15 protein-coding genes are annotated in these 14,748 nt (G+C 35.6%); 11 read left to right on the top strand and 4 right to left on the bottom strand.

Annotated features, from left to right (window positions below):
* Positions 1-76 precede the first annotated feature (76 nt).
* The 11 genes from R2782_RS08650 (at position 77) to R2782_RS08600 (ending at position 10,801) form a co-directional block, all read left to right on the top strand.
* Entirely contained in the window at positions 77-1,147 is a 1,071-nt protein-coding gene (locus R2782_RS08650; protein ID WP_371267831.1) for a Fic family protein, read from the top strand.
* Positions 1,148-1,474: a nucleotide pyrophosphohydrolase gene (locus R2782_RS08645; protein WP_026711001.1), complete on the top strand. Its 327-nt coding sequence runs from the start codon at positions 1,148-1,150 to the stop codon at positions 1,472-1,474.
* A gap of 1 nt (position 1,475) precedes the next feature.
* Entirely contained in the window at positions 1,476-1,661 is a 186-nt protein-coding gene (locus R2782_RS08640) for a hypothetical protein (RefSeq protein WP_371267830.1), read from the top strand.
* Complete coding sequence (locus R2782_RS08635) at positions 1,658-1,984, top strand: multidrug efflux SMR transporter (protein ID WP_371267829.1); 327 nt, start codon at positions 1,658-1,660, stop codon at positions 1,982-1,984. The genes R2782_RS08640 and R2782_RS08635 overlap by 4 nt, the downstream gene beginning before the upstream one ends.
* On the top strand, positions 1,984-3,255 hold the full coding sequence (gene aroA, locus R2782_RS08630; protein ID WP_371267828.1) for a 3-phosphoshikimate 1-carboxyvinyltransferase: 1,272 nt from the start codon (positions 1,984-1,986) through the stop codon (positions 3,253-3,255). Before R2782_RS08635 ends, aroA begins: the two co-directional genes overlap by 1 nt.
* A gap of 177 nt (positions 3,256-3,432) precedes the next feature.
* Positions 3,433-4,482 carry a tRNA preQ1(34) S-adenosylmethionine ribosyltransferase-isomerase QueA gene (gene queA / locus R2782_RS08625; RefSeq protein ID WP_371267827.1) on the top strand — a complete coding sequence of 350 codons (1,050 nt, stop codon included), beginning with the start codon at positions 3,433-3,435 and terminating at the stop codon, positions 4,480-4,482.
* Between the two features lie 270 nt (positions 4,483-4,752).
* Positions 4,753-6,030, top strand: a complete 1,278-nt coding sequence (gene kynU / locus R2782_RS08620; protein ID WP_371267826.1) for a kynureninase — start codon at positions 4,753-4,755, stop codon at positions 6,028-6,030.
* A gap of 87 nt (positions 6,031-6,117) precedes the next feature.
* On the top strand, positions 6,118-6,468 hold the full coding sequence (locus tag R2782_RS08615; protein ID WP_371267825.1) for a four helix bundle protein: 351 nt from the start codon (positions 6,118-6,120) through the stop codon (positions 6,466-6,468).
* Positions 6,469-6,606: 138 nt separating this feature from the next.
* Positions 6,607-7,695 (top strand): agmatinase family protein, encoded by a 1,089-nt coding sequence (locus R2782_RS08610; protein ID WP_371267824.1) that lies wholly within the window; start codon positions 6,607-6,609, stop codon positions 7,693-7,695.
* Positions 7,696-7,804: 109 nt separating this feature from the next.
* A complete protein-coding gene (locus tag R2782_RS08605; protein WP_371267823.1) occupies positions 7,805-10,195 on the top strand; it encodes a penicillin acylase family protein in 2,391 nt (796 codons plus the stop codon).
* Between the two features lie 45 nt (positions 10,196-10,240).
* The gene (locus R2782_RS08600) at positions 10,241-10,801 is read left to right on the top strand and encodes a hypothetical protein (protein ID WP_371267822.1); all 561 of its coding nucleotides are present in this window, start codon (positions 10,241-10,243) and stop codon (positions 10,799-10,801) included.
* On the opposite strand, the gene R2782_RS08595 is transcribed toward R2782_RS08600, so the two are convergent.
* The 4 genes from R2782_RS08595 to R2782_RS08580 all read right to left on the bottom strand — a co-directional run bounded on the left by R2782_RS08595 (position 10,773) and on the right by R2782_RS08580 (position 14,635).
* Positions 10,773-12,335: a cryptochrome/photolyase family protein gene (locus tag R2782_RS08595; RefSeq protein ID WP_371267821.1), complete on the bottom strand. Its 1,563-nt coding sequence runs from the start codon at positions 12,333-12,335 to the stop codon at positions 10,773-10,775. The two genes, R2782_RS08600 and R2782_RS08595, sit on opposite strands and share 29 nt — an antisense overlap.
* A 130-nt stretch (positions 12,336-12,465) precedes the next feature.
* Positions 12,466-13,758 (bottom strand): DASH family cryptochrome, encoded by a 1,293-nt coding sequence (locus R2782_RS08590; RefSeq protein WP_371267820.1) that lies wholly within the window; start codon positions 13,756-13,758, stop codon positions 12,466-12,468.
* A 90-nt stretch (positions 13,759-13,848) separates the two neighbouring features.
* On the bottom strand, positions 13,849-13,998 hold the full coding sequence (locus R2782_RS08585; protein WP_371267819.1) for a DUF2256 domain-containing protein: 150 nt from the start codon (positions 13,996-13,998) through the stop codon (positions 13,849-13,851).
* A 1-nt stretch (position 13,999) separates the two neighbouring features.
* Entirely contained in the window at positions 14,000-14,635 is a 636-nt protein-coding gene (locus tag R2782_RS08580; RefSeq protein ID WP_371267818.1) for a flavin reductase family protein, read from the bottom strand.
* Positions 14,636-14,748: the final 113 nt, after the last annotated feature.

Below are 14,748 nucleotides of genomic sequence, written 5' to 3'. Positions count from 1 at the left end.
AACGTCATTTTCTTGTGCATGAAATAAGAATGAACACAAAAAAACACCTAAATTTGTGTATAACTAATAGAACATCATGGATAACTTTGAAGTTACAGCATTGCCGCCAAGTATCAATTTAGAAAGTATAGCTATATTAAAGGCATTGGTAACAGCAACTAGAGCATTAGGCGAACTGCGTGGTGAAATAAAAAAAATACCTAATTCTCAAATTCTAATAGATACTATTGCTTTGCAAGAAGCGAAAGATAGTAACGAGGTAGAAAATATTGTAACTACAGATGATGAGTTGTATCAGGCAGCAATTGAAGATGAAAACATTTCACAAGCAGCAAAAGAAGCTCAGAGTTATGCAAAAGCTTTAAAAACAGGTTTTTCAATAATAAAAGAAAAAGGTATTTTAACCATTAATGATATAAAGAAAATACAAGAAATAGTTTCTCCAAATCATCCAGTTCGAAAAGTTCCCGGAACGGTTTTAAAAAATCCAAAAACAAAAGAAATTGTTTATACACCACCACAAAATCATTTAGAAATCATAAAACTTTTAGAAAATTTAGAAGTTTACATCAATGATGCATCATTTCATGAAATAGATGGATTAATTAAAATGCCAATCATTCATTATCAATTTGAAAGTATTCATCCGTTTTATGATGGAAATGGTCGGACAGGTAGAATTTTAAATATGTTGTATTTAGTACAGCAGCAATTGTTAGATATTCCTGTTTTGTATTTGAGTAGTTATATCATTAAAAACAAATCAGATTATTACAGATTATTGCAAGAAGTACGAACAGAAAATAAATGGGAAGAATGGATTACTTGGATGTTAAAAGGGGTTGAGATAACATCAAAAGACACAATTAAAGTGGTTAATAATATAAAATTATTAATGGATGATTACAAACAAAAAATACGAGCTAATCATAAATTTTATAGTCATGATTTAATAAATACTATTTTTAAACACCCTTATACAAAAATTGATTTTATTGAAAAAGAGCTCGGTGTACACAGAAATACAGCCGCAAGTTATCTTAATGCATTAGTTGATGATGAAAATCAGTTTTTAAAGAAAATAAAGATTGGTAAGAGCAATTATTTTATAAATGATAGATTGCTTCAAATATTAAAAAACAGATAAATGAACCTCCAAAACGCCCAACTCGAAGTAGACAACTGGATCAAAAACCACGGTGTTCGCTACTTTAACGAACTCACCAACATGGCACAACTGACCGAAGAAGTAGGTGAGGTGGCACGAATCATAGCCCGTCGCTACGGCGAACAATCCGAAAAAGAAAGCGACAAAAACAAAGACCTTGGCGAAGAATTAGCCGATGTAGTTTTCGTAGTGCTTTGCCTCGCCAACCAAACCGGAGTTGATTTACAAGCCGCTTTTGATAAAAAAATGGACTTGAAAACCAAACGCGACCACGACCGTCATCACAATAACGAGAAATTGAAATAGGTTGAAAAAGAAAGTTATTCATTTCATAACCGCTTTGATTATTTACGGACTCATAGGTTGGTTAATGACCTATTTTTTGGAAGATGAAAATCATAATCCTTGGTTTTTTGTTCTTTTTTGGGCAGTTTCCATGGCTTTGGCTGAATTGTTTATCTTTGAAAAAATAAGAAACAGAAAAAAGAAGTGAACTGGATTCTCCTTATCATCGCCGGTTTATTTGAAGTAGCCTTTGCAGCTTGTTTAGGCAAAGCAAAAGAAACCACAGGAGCAACTATGTGGTTATGGTATACTGGATTTTTAGTTTGTCTAATTATCAGCATGGTTTTATTGGTCAAAGTAACCAAAGAATTACCCATCGGAACCGCTTATGCTGTTTGGACCGGAATAGGTGCGGTTGGAAGTGTACTAGTTGGTATATTTGTATTCAAAGAACCCGCCACTTTTTGGCGAGTATTTTTTATCAGTACCTTAATCATCTCCATCATCGGACTTAAAGTTGTGACTAAATAATGAATTTGCACTTAAAATATAACTCCAAACTCCCAACTCCCAACCCCCAACTTTCCATAACAGGTTCCAAATCCGAAACCAACCGATTGTTGTTGCTACAAGCTCTATATTCAAACATCAAATTAGAAAACACTTCTAATTCTGATGATTCAGAGGTAATGCTCAAAGCCATCCAAAAACACACAACAGACAACGGACAACAGACAACAGACAACGGACAACAGACAACCGTAATCGACATCCACCACGCCGGCACCGCCATGCGTTTCCTCACTGCCTATTTTGCCATTCAAGAAGGAAAAGAAGTCCTACTCACCGGCTCGGCTCGTATGAAAGAACGTCCCATCAAAATTCTGGTAGAAGCCCTTCAGCAACTGGGTGCCGAAATCAGTTATGAAGAAAACGAAGGTTTTCCACCCATTCGCATCAAAGGAAAAAAAATTACTCAAAACAAAGTTGCTCTTCCGGCCAACGTAAGTAGTCAATATATTTCTGCATTATTATTAATTGCACCCAAACTGGAAAAGGGATTAGAATTAACTTTAGAAGGAGAAATTACGTCAATTCCCTATATCAAAATGACATTGGCTTTACTGAATGAAATTGGAGTAGAAACCTCTTTTATTCAAAACCAAATTACCGTCAAACCACTCCATACTCTCAACTCCCAACTCATTACTATTGAAAGTGACTGGTCTTCCGCTTCCTATTGGTATTCCATTATTGCCTTATCTCCTATCGGAACACAAATAACGCTTTCCAGCTACAAACAAAACAGTTTACAAGGTGATGCTTCTTTAGTTGAAATCTACAAAATTTTTGGAGTAGAAACGGTTTTCAAAGGCAATTCAATTGTTTTGCACAAAATAAACAACCTGAAACCTGAAACGTTAAACCTGAAACTAAATAATTCCCCCGACATCGCCCAAACCATCGCTGTAACCTGTTTCGGTTTAGGGATAGGCTGTCATTTAACCGGTTTACACACCTTGAAAATTAAAGAGACGGACAGATTAGAAGCGTTAAAAACTGAGTTAACAAAGTTAGGAGCTAAAGTCTCAGTTACTAATGATAGTTTGATTTTAGAAAATTCAATCAGCATCAACGAAAATATTGCAATTTCCACCTACCAAGATCACCGCATGGCTATGGCTTTTGCACCATTAGCCATAAAAACATCAATTATAATTGAAGAGGCTGAAGTCGTCTCAAAATCCTATCCCACTTTTTGGGAAGATCTAGAAAAATTCGGATTTCAAATTTCAAAATGAGACCATTATGAGTATAAAAATTAGCTCAGAACCTTAGTGCCTTAGCACCTTAGCATCTTTCCAAAAAAAATAAACCCCAAAACACTTGACAACCCCTATTTCGCAATCGTATATTTGCCTCCGGAATTTTAGAACTAGTGAAACTATTCACTAATTACTATTCACTAATCACTATATATGAAATTATCTCATTTTAACTTCAATTTACCTGCCGAATTATTGGCAGAATTTCCAACAGAAAACCGCGACGAATCTCGTTTAATGGTGGTAAACAGAGCCAAAAAAACAATTGAACACAAATTATTCAAAGACATCATTGATTATTTTGACGATGGCGATGTAATGATTATGAACAATACCAAAGTTTTTCCGGCTCGTTTGTACGGAAACAAAGAAAAAACCGGAGCGAGAATTGAAGTGTTTTTATTGCGTGAACTCAATGCAGAACAACGCCTTTGGGATGTGTTGGTTGACCCGGCAAGAAAAATTCGAATCGGAAATAAATTGTATTTTGGGGATGACGATTCATTAGTGGCTGAAGTTATCGACAATACTACTTCTCGAGGTAGAACCCTTCGTTTTTTATACGATGGTTCGTATGATGAGTTCAGAAATAAATTAACCGAATTGGGTGAAACCCCTATTCCAAAATATATCAATAGAGAGGTTACGCCTGATGACGAAGAGCGTTACCAAACGATTTACGCCAAAGTAGAAGGAGCTGTGGCGGCTCCAACTGCCGGTTTACACTTTTCAAAACATTTGATGAAACGTCTTGAAATTAAAGGGGTTGACTTTGCAGAGGTAACCTTGCATGTTGGGTTGGGAACTTTTAGTCCAGTTGAAGTTGAGGACTTGTCTAAACATAAAATGGATTCCGAAGAACTAATTATTACCCAACAAGCTTGCGATGTGGTAAACAATGCTATTGCAAACAAAAAACGTGTTTGTTGTATCGGAACAACCTCCATGAGAGCCATTGAAAGTTCGGTTTCTTCTGCCAAAACATTGAATCCTTACGAAGGATGGACCAATAAATTTATTTATCCGCCTTACGACTTCAGTATTGCCAATTGTATGGTTACCAATTTCCATACACCAAAATCAACACTCTTAATGATGATTTCGGCTTTCTGTGGACACGATTTAATGAAAAAAGCCTATGAAGAAGCTATCAAAGAAAAATACAGATTTTACTCCTATGGAGATGCTATGTTGATTATTTAGTCTGAACCTTTTTCAGATTCTATAAATACCAAATCCCAATCTTTTCCGGTTGGGATTTTTTTTGGCGTGTTCCGCCTAAAAGGCGAACGGGCTTTCGCCACTCGCTTTTTTATTTCATCCCCCTGGGCTGAAATAAAAAGAGCTCAAACAATGGCTCTATCCCTCACGCAATCTGTGCAACATAAAGTTTCAAATCAAAAGTTTATCAGAATTAGTGCAATCCCAAGATGCTAAAAAATTCCTATCTTTACCACACAAACAAACTACTACATGAATTTTCAAAATACACGCGAATTTGCTCAACAATTAGACGCACAAGACGAACTTTTTAAGTACCGTGACGAATTTATTTTTCCCAGTATAAACGGTAAAAACGTGATTTATTTCACCGGAAATTCACTTGGTTTACAACCCAAACGCACTCAGGCCTATGTAGATGAAGTTATGAACGATTGGGCAAAATTAGCGGTAGAAGGTCATTTTTATGCCGACAAACCTTGGTGGGATTATCACGAACGTTTTGCTGTTCCCCTAAGCGGAATAATGGGAGCAAAACCCTCCGAAGTCACAGTGATGAATACCTTAACGGTAAACCTTCACTTGATGATGGTTTCTTTTTATCGACCTACACCCAAAAAATACAAAATCATCTGCGAAGAAAAAGCCTTTCCATCTGACCAATACATGTTTCAAAGTCAGGTTAAATTTCATGGATACGACCCCAAAGAGGCCATCATTGAAATTAAACGTAGAGAAGGAGAACACAACATTCGCCTTGAAGATATCATTGCCAAAATCGAAGAAGTAGGAGAGGAGTTGGCCTTAGTTTTAATTGGAGGTGTAAACTATTATACCGGACAAGTGTTTGACATCAAAACCATCACTGAAGCTGGTCATAAAACCGGTGCTTATGTGGGTTGGGATTTGGCTCATGCTGCCGGAAACATAGAACTTCTATTGCACGACTGGAACGTAGATTTTGCTTGTTGGTGCAGCTACAAATACATGAATTCCGGACCGGGTAATGCATCGGGTTGTTTCGTTCATGAAAGACATCACCACGACAACGATTTACCTCGTTTTGCCGGTTGGTGGGGACACAATAAAGAACGACGTTTCAAAATGGAACCCGATTTTGATCCCGTTCACGGAGCCGATGGATGGCAAATCAGCAATTTACCGATTTTATCTTTAGCTCCTTATCTAGCTTCGGTTGAAATGTTTGCCGAAGCGGGCATGAAAAAATTAATTCAAAAAAGAAATCTGTTAACCGCATATTTAGAATTCATCCTCCACGAAATCGATCGCGAAATTGATGGAACCGAATTTGAAATCATTACACCGCAAAACCAAGAAGAAAGAGCGTGTCAATTATCGGTTTATCTTCACGGTCAAGGTAGAGCATTATTTGAATATTTAATGAAAAACGGCGTCATCACCGATTGGCGTGAACCCAATGTAATCCGCCTTGCTCCCGCACCGTTCTACTGCTCTTTTGAAGATATGTATGAATTTGGACAAATATTAAAAGCAGGAATTAGTAAATAGGATTGTTAGATTATTAGATTTTTGGATTTTTAGAAAGTTTTGAGAATCGAGTAGTTTAATATCCAATAATATGAAAATCAAGAGAATATGCATAGATACAAAGATTTAGAAATATGGAAATTAAGTAGAAAATTTTGTACGCCAATTTACAAAGTTACCCAAAGTTTTCCTGATTCTGAGCGTTACGGGTTAATAAGTCAATTGAGAAGAGCAGCTATATCTGTTCCATCAAATATTGCCGAGGGGTCTGCAAAATCATCAAATAAACATTTTTTAGTTTTCTTAGAAAATGCAATTGGCTCATGTTATGAAATTGAAACCCAGTTGTTGGTTTCCAATGATGTTGGTTATTTGAATGATTCTGATTTAAAAGGTTTATCAGATGAACTTTATAAAATTACATTAATGACAGCAAAATTCATGTCAACATTAAAATAAATACGATTTTTAGATTACCTAATTGTCTGGTTTTTCAAACAATCTAACAATCTAACAATCCAACAATCTAAAAATCCAACAATCTAAAAATCCAACAATCTAAAAATCCAACAATCTAAAAATCCAACAATCCAAAAAATGACAAAACAAGAAATACTCCAATCCTTCGACCCCAGCCAACCCGGTTTAGCCGATGCCACCATTTTTGGCTTACCATTTTCTATAGAAGACAGTGAAATAATCGTAATTCCCGTTCCATGGGAAGTAACAGTAAGTTATGGTTCCGGTACTTCAAAAGGACCGGAAGCCATTTTAGACGCTTCTTTTCAAGTGGATTTAAATCACCAAGAATTCCCTGAATTATGGAAATTAGGAATCTTTTTAGACGAATCGCCAAAAGGAGTTAAAAAGAATTCAAAAAAATATAAAAAGAAAGCTGCTCCCATTATCGAAGCACTCGAAAGTGGTTCGGTAATTGAACATCATCCCGGTTTACAAAAAAACTTGGATAAGATTAATTACGCTTGTTCCGATATGGTAGAAGCCGTTCGTGAAAAAACATTACATTGGTTGAATCATGGTAAAAAAGTAGTTTTATTAGGTGGTGATCACAGCACACCGCTAGGCTATTACCAAGCTTTAGCTGAAAAACACGATAACTACGGAATTCTTCATTTAGATGCTCATATGGATTTGCGAATTGCCTATGAAGGTTTCACGTATTCGCATGCTTCCATTATGTATAACGCTTTGCAAATTCCGCATGTTTCAAAAATAGTACAAGTAGGCATTCGTGATTTCTGCGAACAAGAAGTGGAGGTGGTGAAAAAAGAAAACGGTAGAGTGGTTATTCACACCGATTCCGATTTGAAAAAAGAAACGTTTGAAGGGAAAACTTGGCAACAACAATGCGATACTATTATCGCGGCATTACCACAAAAAGTCTGCATCAGTTTTGATATTGACGGCATGTATCCTTGGTATTGTCCCAATACAGGAACTCCGGTTCCGGGTGGATTTTCCTTTGAACAAGCCGCTTATTTGTTGAGTCGTTTAGCTGAAACAAACAAAGAAATCATCGGATTTGATTTAGTAGAAGTCGCTCCCGGTGAAAATGACGACTGGGATGGAAACGTCGGTGCTCGCATGTTGTTTCACATGTGTGGCGTTTTAGCCAAAAACAATAAAATGAATGTTGGAGAGAAAATCAGCTTTCCACGTAAATAGTATTTTTTAAACTATATACCATTAAGAAGTTGAGAAATTGAGCATCAAAGCTTAATGAATCTTAATTTCTTAATGGTTTTTTTGTAATTTTAAATCAAAATTCTTTCCCATGCGAATTCTGAAAAAAATTGTTGTCATCATTTTTATCCTTTTTGTAATTTTGGCTATAGGTGTTGGAAGTTATGCCTACTTTTTAACCCCAAAATACGATGGTGAAATTGCCTTAAATTCCATCCAAAAAGAAACCACTGTTTATTTTGACGAATACGGAATTCCGCATATTTATGCTCAATCTCAAAAAGATGCAATGACTACATTGGGTTATGTGCATGCTCAAGATCGTTTATGGCAAATGGAACTCATGCGACGCATTGCTCCGGGAAGATTATCCGAAATTTTTGGTCCGGTAATGCTTAAAAACGACAAATTTTTCTCTGGTTTAGGATTAAATGAAGATTCCGAAAAAGCCATCGCTCAATTGGATAAAAATAGCGAAAGTTATCAATTAACATTAGCTTATCTCGATGGAATTAATCAGTTTTTAGAAGAAGGGCCAACATCCATCGAATTTCAATTGGTTGGCGTTCCAAAAAAAAAATTTACCATTAAAGACGTGTATAACATTTTTGGGTATATGGCTTTTAGCTTTGCTATGGCTCAAAAAACCGATCCATTATTGACCGATATTCGGGATGAATTGGGAATGGATTACCTCAAAGATTTTGGAATTGATGGTTCTTTGGCCTATACCAAACTAAAAAGTTTCAAAGGAAAATCAGAAGCGTATTCAGAAATTTCAAAATCGGTCGCTTCGTTGTTGGAGCAATCTCCCATTCCGCCTTTTATTGGAAGTAACAGTTGGGTGGTTGGCCCTCAAAAAACAAAAAGTGGAAAAGTGCTGTTTGCCAATGATCCACACATAGGTTTTTCACAACCGGCCACTTGGTACGAAGCTCATATTGTTACGCCCAATTATGAAATGTATGGCTATTATTTAGCCGGAACGCCTTTTCCGCTTTTAGGACATAATCGTGACTATGCGTATGGTTTGACCATGTTTGAAAACGATGACATGGATTTGTTTTTGGAAACCAACAATCCCGAAAATGAAAACCAATACCAAACTTCGGAAGGATTTAAAAACTACCAAGTTGCTGAAAAAACCATCAAAGTAAAAGACAGTTCCGAAGTAGTTATCCCTATAAAAAAATCGCATCACAGACCTTTAATGAATAGTTTGCTGGAAGGTTTGAATGAAGACAAACCCATCTCGTTGTGGTGGACGTATTTGCAACATAAAAATCAAATTTTGGATGCCGTTTATTCACTCTCGCATGCTAAAGATTTAGAACATTTTCACCAAAGTATCGAATTGATTGCCGCTCCAGGATTGAATATCATGTACGGCGATGCCAAAGGAAATATCGCTTGGATTACCTCCGGGAAGCTTTATAAAATGCCCGAAAATGTCAACGCCAATTTTATTTTGGATGGTTCAAATGGTTTAGACGAGCAAAAAGAATACTATGATTTTTCCGAAAATCCGTATGCCATCAATCCGGATTGGAACTATGTTTATTCGTCCAACAATCAAGTAGAACCTATAAATGATTATTTGTATCCGGGTTATTATTTGCCTGAAGATAGGGCTAAACGTATTGTGCAATTACTCGAACCCAAAAACGATTGGACTAAAGAAGATATGATGAACATGATTAACGATGATCAATCGTCGGTAGCTCCTTCAATCGTAAAAAGTATTTTAAATGGAATTGTACAAAATAAGCTTTCGGAAACTGAAAAAGCAGCCATTTCAGAACTTCAAAAATGGAATGGAAGAAATGGTTTAAATGAAATAGCTCCCACCATTTACAACCAATTTCTATATCATTATCTTCAAAACACCTTTGAAGACGAATTGGGAAAAGACCGTTTTACGATTTTATTGAACACGCATATTATGAAACAAATGATTGCGTTTCAAATTGCGAATGAAACTTCACCTTGGTGGGACGACAAAACTACGTCGGATAAAAAAGAAACCCGAAGTGAAATTTTAACGCATTCTTTCCAACAAACCATTTCACATTTAGAAAAAAAATTGGGCAATCAAGTCTCGGAATGGACGTGGAATAAAGTGCATACAGTAGAACACAAACATCCGTTGGGTGAAGTAGCCGCTTTGCGAAGTTATTTCAATGTGGGTCCGTTTGAAATCAATGGTTCCAATGAAGTCATCAATAATTTAATGTTTACGTTTACTGAAGCCGGAAATCACCAAGTAAAAGCCGGACCTTCCACCCGAAGAATTATCGATTTTTCAGATATTGAAAATAGTGTGAGCATTCTTCCTACCGGACAATCGGGAAATCCGTTGAGTGAACATTATAAAGACCAAGCTGAACTATACAACCAAGGCAAATTCCGAAAAATGAAAATGAATAAAAAAGAGATTGAAGCGAGTGCAAGAAAGTTGTTGTTTAAGCCTAGGACGAAGTAATTTCAAGTTTTTAAAATTTTTATATTAAAATTTGAACAGTTTAAAATGACTCAAAAGCAAGAAATATTTTTAAGGCAATATAATGAGGAGAGAGATAATTTGAGAGATCCTGAAATTTTTTTCAGAGAAAATACAATGATTATTAATCCAAAAAAAATTAAAAAAGTAAATTTAATTGGGGATTTAATTTTATTGTTTTCATTACCGCTTATTGTTTTTGTTGCAGTTTACAAATTGAATTTTGATTATTTTTTTAGAATATTTTGTTTTGGAGTTTCATTGATATGGATAATTATCATTTTGAAAACAAGAGCTATCCGATTTAAAATGAACAATAATATTCGAATTGATATCGAAAAAGAGTTAGTAACAATAACACCAATTGATTATTTGAGAAAGGATATTTTAAAACAAAAAGGTTTAATTTTATCTTTTAATTCTATTGATGAAATAGAAACTAAACGGATTAAATTTGATAAATTAAACATTGGAATAAGGATAATTCTTAGCTTCAAAAAAAGCAAAATAAATCTAATTGATATTTGGACTAAATCTTTAGGAGATAAATTGGTCGAATTCACAACTGAAATAATTCTAAAAAAATAGTTCTAAACAGTATCCAACCCCCCATTATCTCCTTCGCCTTCATTTTAATCTGATACAATTCCTCCGCCGGAATCTTATGCAATAAATTCAACATCATCGCCATGCGTTGGTTGTTTTTGAAATGCTCTTTTTTGTCATCCAAAAAATTCCAATACAAAGAGTTGAACGGGCACGCTTTTTCGCCCAATTTGTCTTTGACATTATAGTGACAACTTCCACAATAATTACTCATTTTGTTAATGTAACTACCCGAAGAAACATAGGGTTTCGTGGCCAAAATTCCACCGTCAGCATATTGACTCATCCCACGCGTGTTGGGCATTTCTACCCATTCAATCGCATCGATATAAACACCCAAATACCAAGCATCTACTTCATCGGGGTGCATTTGCGTGAGTAACGAAAAACTCCCAATGATCATTAATCGCTGAATGTGATGAGCATACGCTTCTTCCAAACTTTGCGAAATGGAATGTTTCATGCAATTCATTTTCGTCTTTCCTGTCCAATAAAAATCGGGTAATTTGTTTTGGTTTTCTAATGCATTCATTTGTCCGTAATTCGGCATTTCTTTCCAATAAATCCCGCGAACATATTCTCGCCAACCTAAAATTTGTCGAACAAAACCTTCAACTTGCGAAAGGGTAATTTCAGCTTCATTTTGTTGATAGTAATGGACAACTTGCTCAATCACTTCCTTCGGCGAAAGCATTTTCGAATTCATCGCAAACGACAAACGCGAATGAAAGAGAAATTTTTCTTCCGTATGCATCGCATCTTCGTAATCGCCAAAATGTTTTAACAAGTGATGACAGAAATAATCCAATTGCTCCAAACATTCTTCTCTCGAAGTCGGCCAATTGAATTTTTCCGCATCAATAAAACCAAAGGTTTTGACTTCCATTTTTTCTAATTGATGAATCACTTTTTCCACATTTTTACGAAAAGTTTTTGCCTTCGGAATCGGGACTTCGCCTTTGTATTTTTTGCGATTGTCGTGATCAAAATTCCATTGATTTCCAACCGGATTAGCTCCAACCATCAAAACATCGTGCTTTTTTCGCATCATGCGATAGAAATTCTCCATCAACAACAATTTCTTTCCCTGAAAAAATTCTGCTAATTCGGTTCGGGTTGTATAAAAATGTTCCGTATCAAAAACTTCAGTTGAAATGGAAAGTTTTTGACAAATTTGCTTTAATTGTTCATCCAATCGAAATTCATCCGGTAATTGGTATTCAAATTTTTGAATGGAATAATGTTCAATAGTTTGTTGAATTAATGCTTCTAAATGTTGCGGATTTTTGGCATCATCAATTTCAAAATAAACCACTTGATAATTGTTTTTTTTCAAATACAAAGCAAAATTCCGCATACTCAAAAAGAACGCCACAACTTTCTGAATGTGATGTTTTACATAATCGGTTTCCTGACGCATTTCCGCCATCAGATAGATGACATTTTCATCGGTTTGTTGAAACCAAGAATGGTTGTGATTTAATTGGTCGCCGAGAATGAGTCGAAGTGTTTTCATTTTTTTTTGTTTCAAGTTTCAGGTTTCAAGTTTTGTTATGCTCTGTGAAATAATTTAATTAGTGAAATTCATGTCAAATGAATTCTACTTTCAGCTTCAATCAACTTGAAACTTGAAACCTGAAACAAACTTAACCTAACCATAATTTTTGATACTTTCCATCCCCATCATACATTTCCGCTTGGCGTTTGATGTTGAATTTGCGATCTCTCGGGTCATTTCCCACACCGGCATTATAGATCCAATTGCCGTAATTGGAATGGACATCGTAATCAATCAACATGCTTTCAAAATAAGCCGCAGCTACTCGCCAATCTTGCTCCCATTCCTTTGCCCAATAACTCGCCACATTTTGCCTGCCTCGATTACTCATGAAGCCGGTTTGTTGCAATTCAATCATATTGGCGTTTACAAAAGGCTCACGCGTATTGCCGTTCATCCATTGACGAAGGGCTTTTTCATTGAACTTCCAATCGTATTTTTTTCCTAAAATGCCATCAAGTTGAAAGATTTTGTTGCCGTGTTTCAGTGAAATGTATTTGAAATAATCCCGCCAAATCAATTCAAAAATCAACCAATACGTGTCTTCATTTTTACAAATTTCTTGTTCATAATTTTGCACTTCCCAATAAATGGTTCGGGCAGAAATGCTACCGTTGGCCAACCAAGCCGAAAATTTCGAACTGTAATCGGTGCCCATTAAACCATTCCGTGTTTTTTTGTATTGCGATAAATTTTCGGTATCAAAAAAATAGTGATTCAAACGTTTTAATGCTGAAGTTTCTCCACCCCGAAAAGGGAAGGCCGAATGTTTATGCACCTTAAACGATTCCAAACCCAAATCTTCTAAACTCGGAATTATATTGGATGTTTCCACCAAATTTTCTTTGGGTTGAACCGAAATTTCAACTGTAGGTCGAATCTTAGATTCTTTTTCACATTTCTTTCGAAACTCTGTAAAGACTTCCGGAATTTTGGTAAAATCAGCATACGGAATATCATCCGGATGAAATAAAAATTGGTCGTACGTTTCTACAAATTCAACCTCTGAAATTTGATTTTTGCCATTGTCATTGCCATTGTCATTGACATTGACTTCTTCCTGCGTCCATTCTTTTTGAAGAAAAATAGTTGAAATGTGATGTTCTTCCACCAATCTAGGAATCACATTTTCAGGCAAATCATGAAAAATGAGCAAAGAAATATTTTTTGCCGCTAAATTATTTTTCAAATCTCGAAGCGTTTCCAATAGAAATTTTGCTCTGTATTTTTCAGTTTTTTTGAAACCAAAGCGAGTCATTTCAAATTGTCTGGGGTCTAAAAAGTAAACGCCAATGACTTTACCGGTTTTTTGGCAAGCACTGTATAATGAGTGATTATCTTCCACTCGTAAATCATTTCGAAACCAAACGAGATTGTTCATTTTTTATGGTAATGGGTTATAGGTAATTGGTAAAGGTTAATTATAAATTGAAAACTGTTACAGCTCCCGAAGCCTCGGGATGAAAACTCCCTACTCCTTACTCCCAACTTTATTCCTCCTGCATCGCTCACTACAATACAACACATCCTCCCAATTTTTCTCCCATTTTTTTCGCCAGGAAAACGGAAATCCACAAGTTTTGCAGTTTTTTTGAGGAAGATGTACTTTCTTATGAGCCATTTTAGAGCATCGATTTTGTTGGAACATTCGGGCGTGCATATTCAAATCGGTCCACTAATTTTGGTACACAATAGCCATCTAGTCCATTAATAGCTACTACGTTTTCTTCGTCCAATCGCAACCAATAATCTTTTTGAAGTAGTCTTTCCTCAACAAATATTTTTTCAATAGATGCAATGATATGAATCGTTCCGTTTTCATTGATTTCATATTCGTTGAGGTATTTGCAAAGAATTTGAACCGGACTACCTTTTACAAACGGAATGGAAATGCCTTCATGATACGTTTCTTCCAAGTTGGTTTTATCAAATTCGGATATATGTTCATCATAACTTGCTGAGGAATGATGAGCATCTGCAATCATGGTTTTCGTAATATGATTCACCGTAAAAAAGCCTACATCTTTAATATTTTTATAGGTATTTCTCGGTACGGTTGTCGGTCGGAGAATAAATCCTAATAGAGCAGGATCACTTCCTAAATGCGTAATACTGCTAAAAACCGCCACATTGGAAACTCCTTCAGCTGTTTTTGTGGCTATTAAATTTGCCGATTTGTAGCCGGTACAACTGTTAATCAAATTCAATCGTGGAATTTTAGCAAGCTCTTGGATAGCTTCTTTGGTAAACTTTTTCACAAGCAATTTTTTTCAAAAATACAAAATGTTTAACAATTGTGTAAAAATGTTAAACAAAATTATTGTTAGAGTTAAAAAATTCTCATCTTTAGGGCGTTTTATCTTTTGGTATT

The sequence above is a fragment of the Flavobacterium sp. genome, from assembly GCF_041392085.1.
Lineage (GTDB): Bacteria > Bacteroidota > Bacteroidia > Flavobacteriales > Flavobacteriaceae > Flavobacterium.
This window is presented reverse-complemented; position numbering and strand designations above follow the sequence as displayed.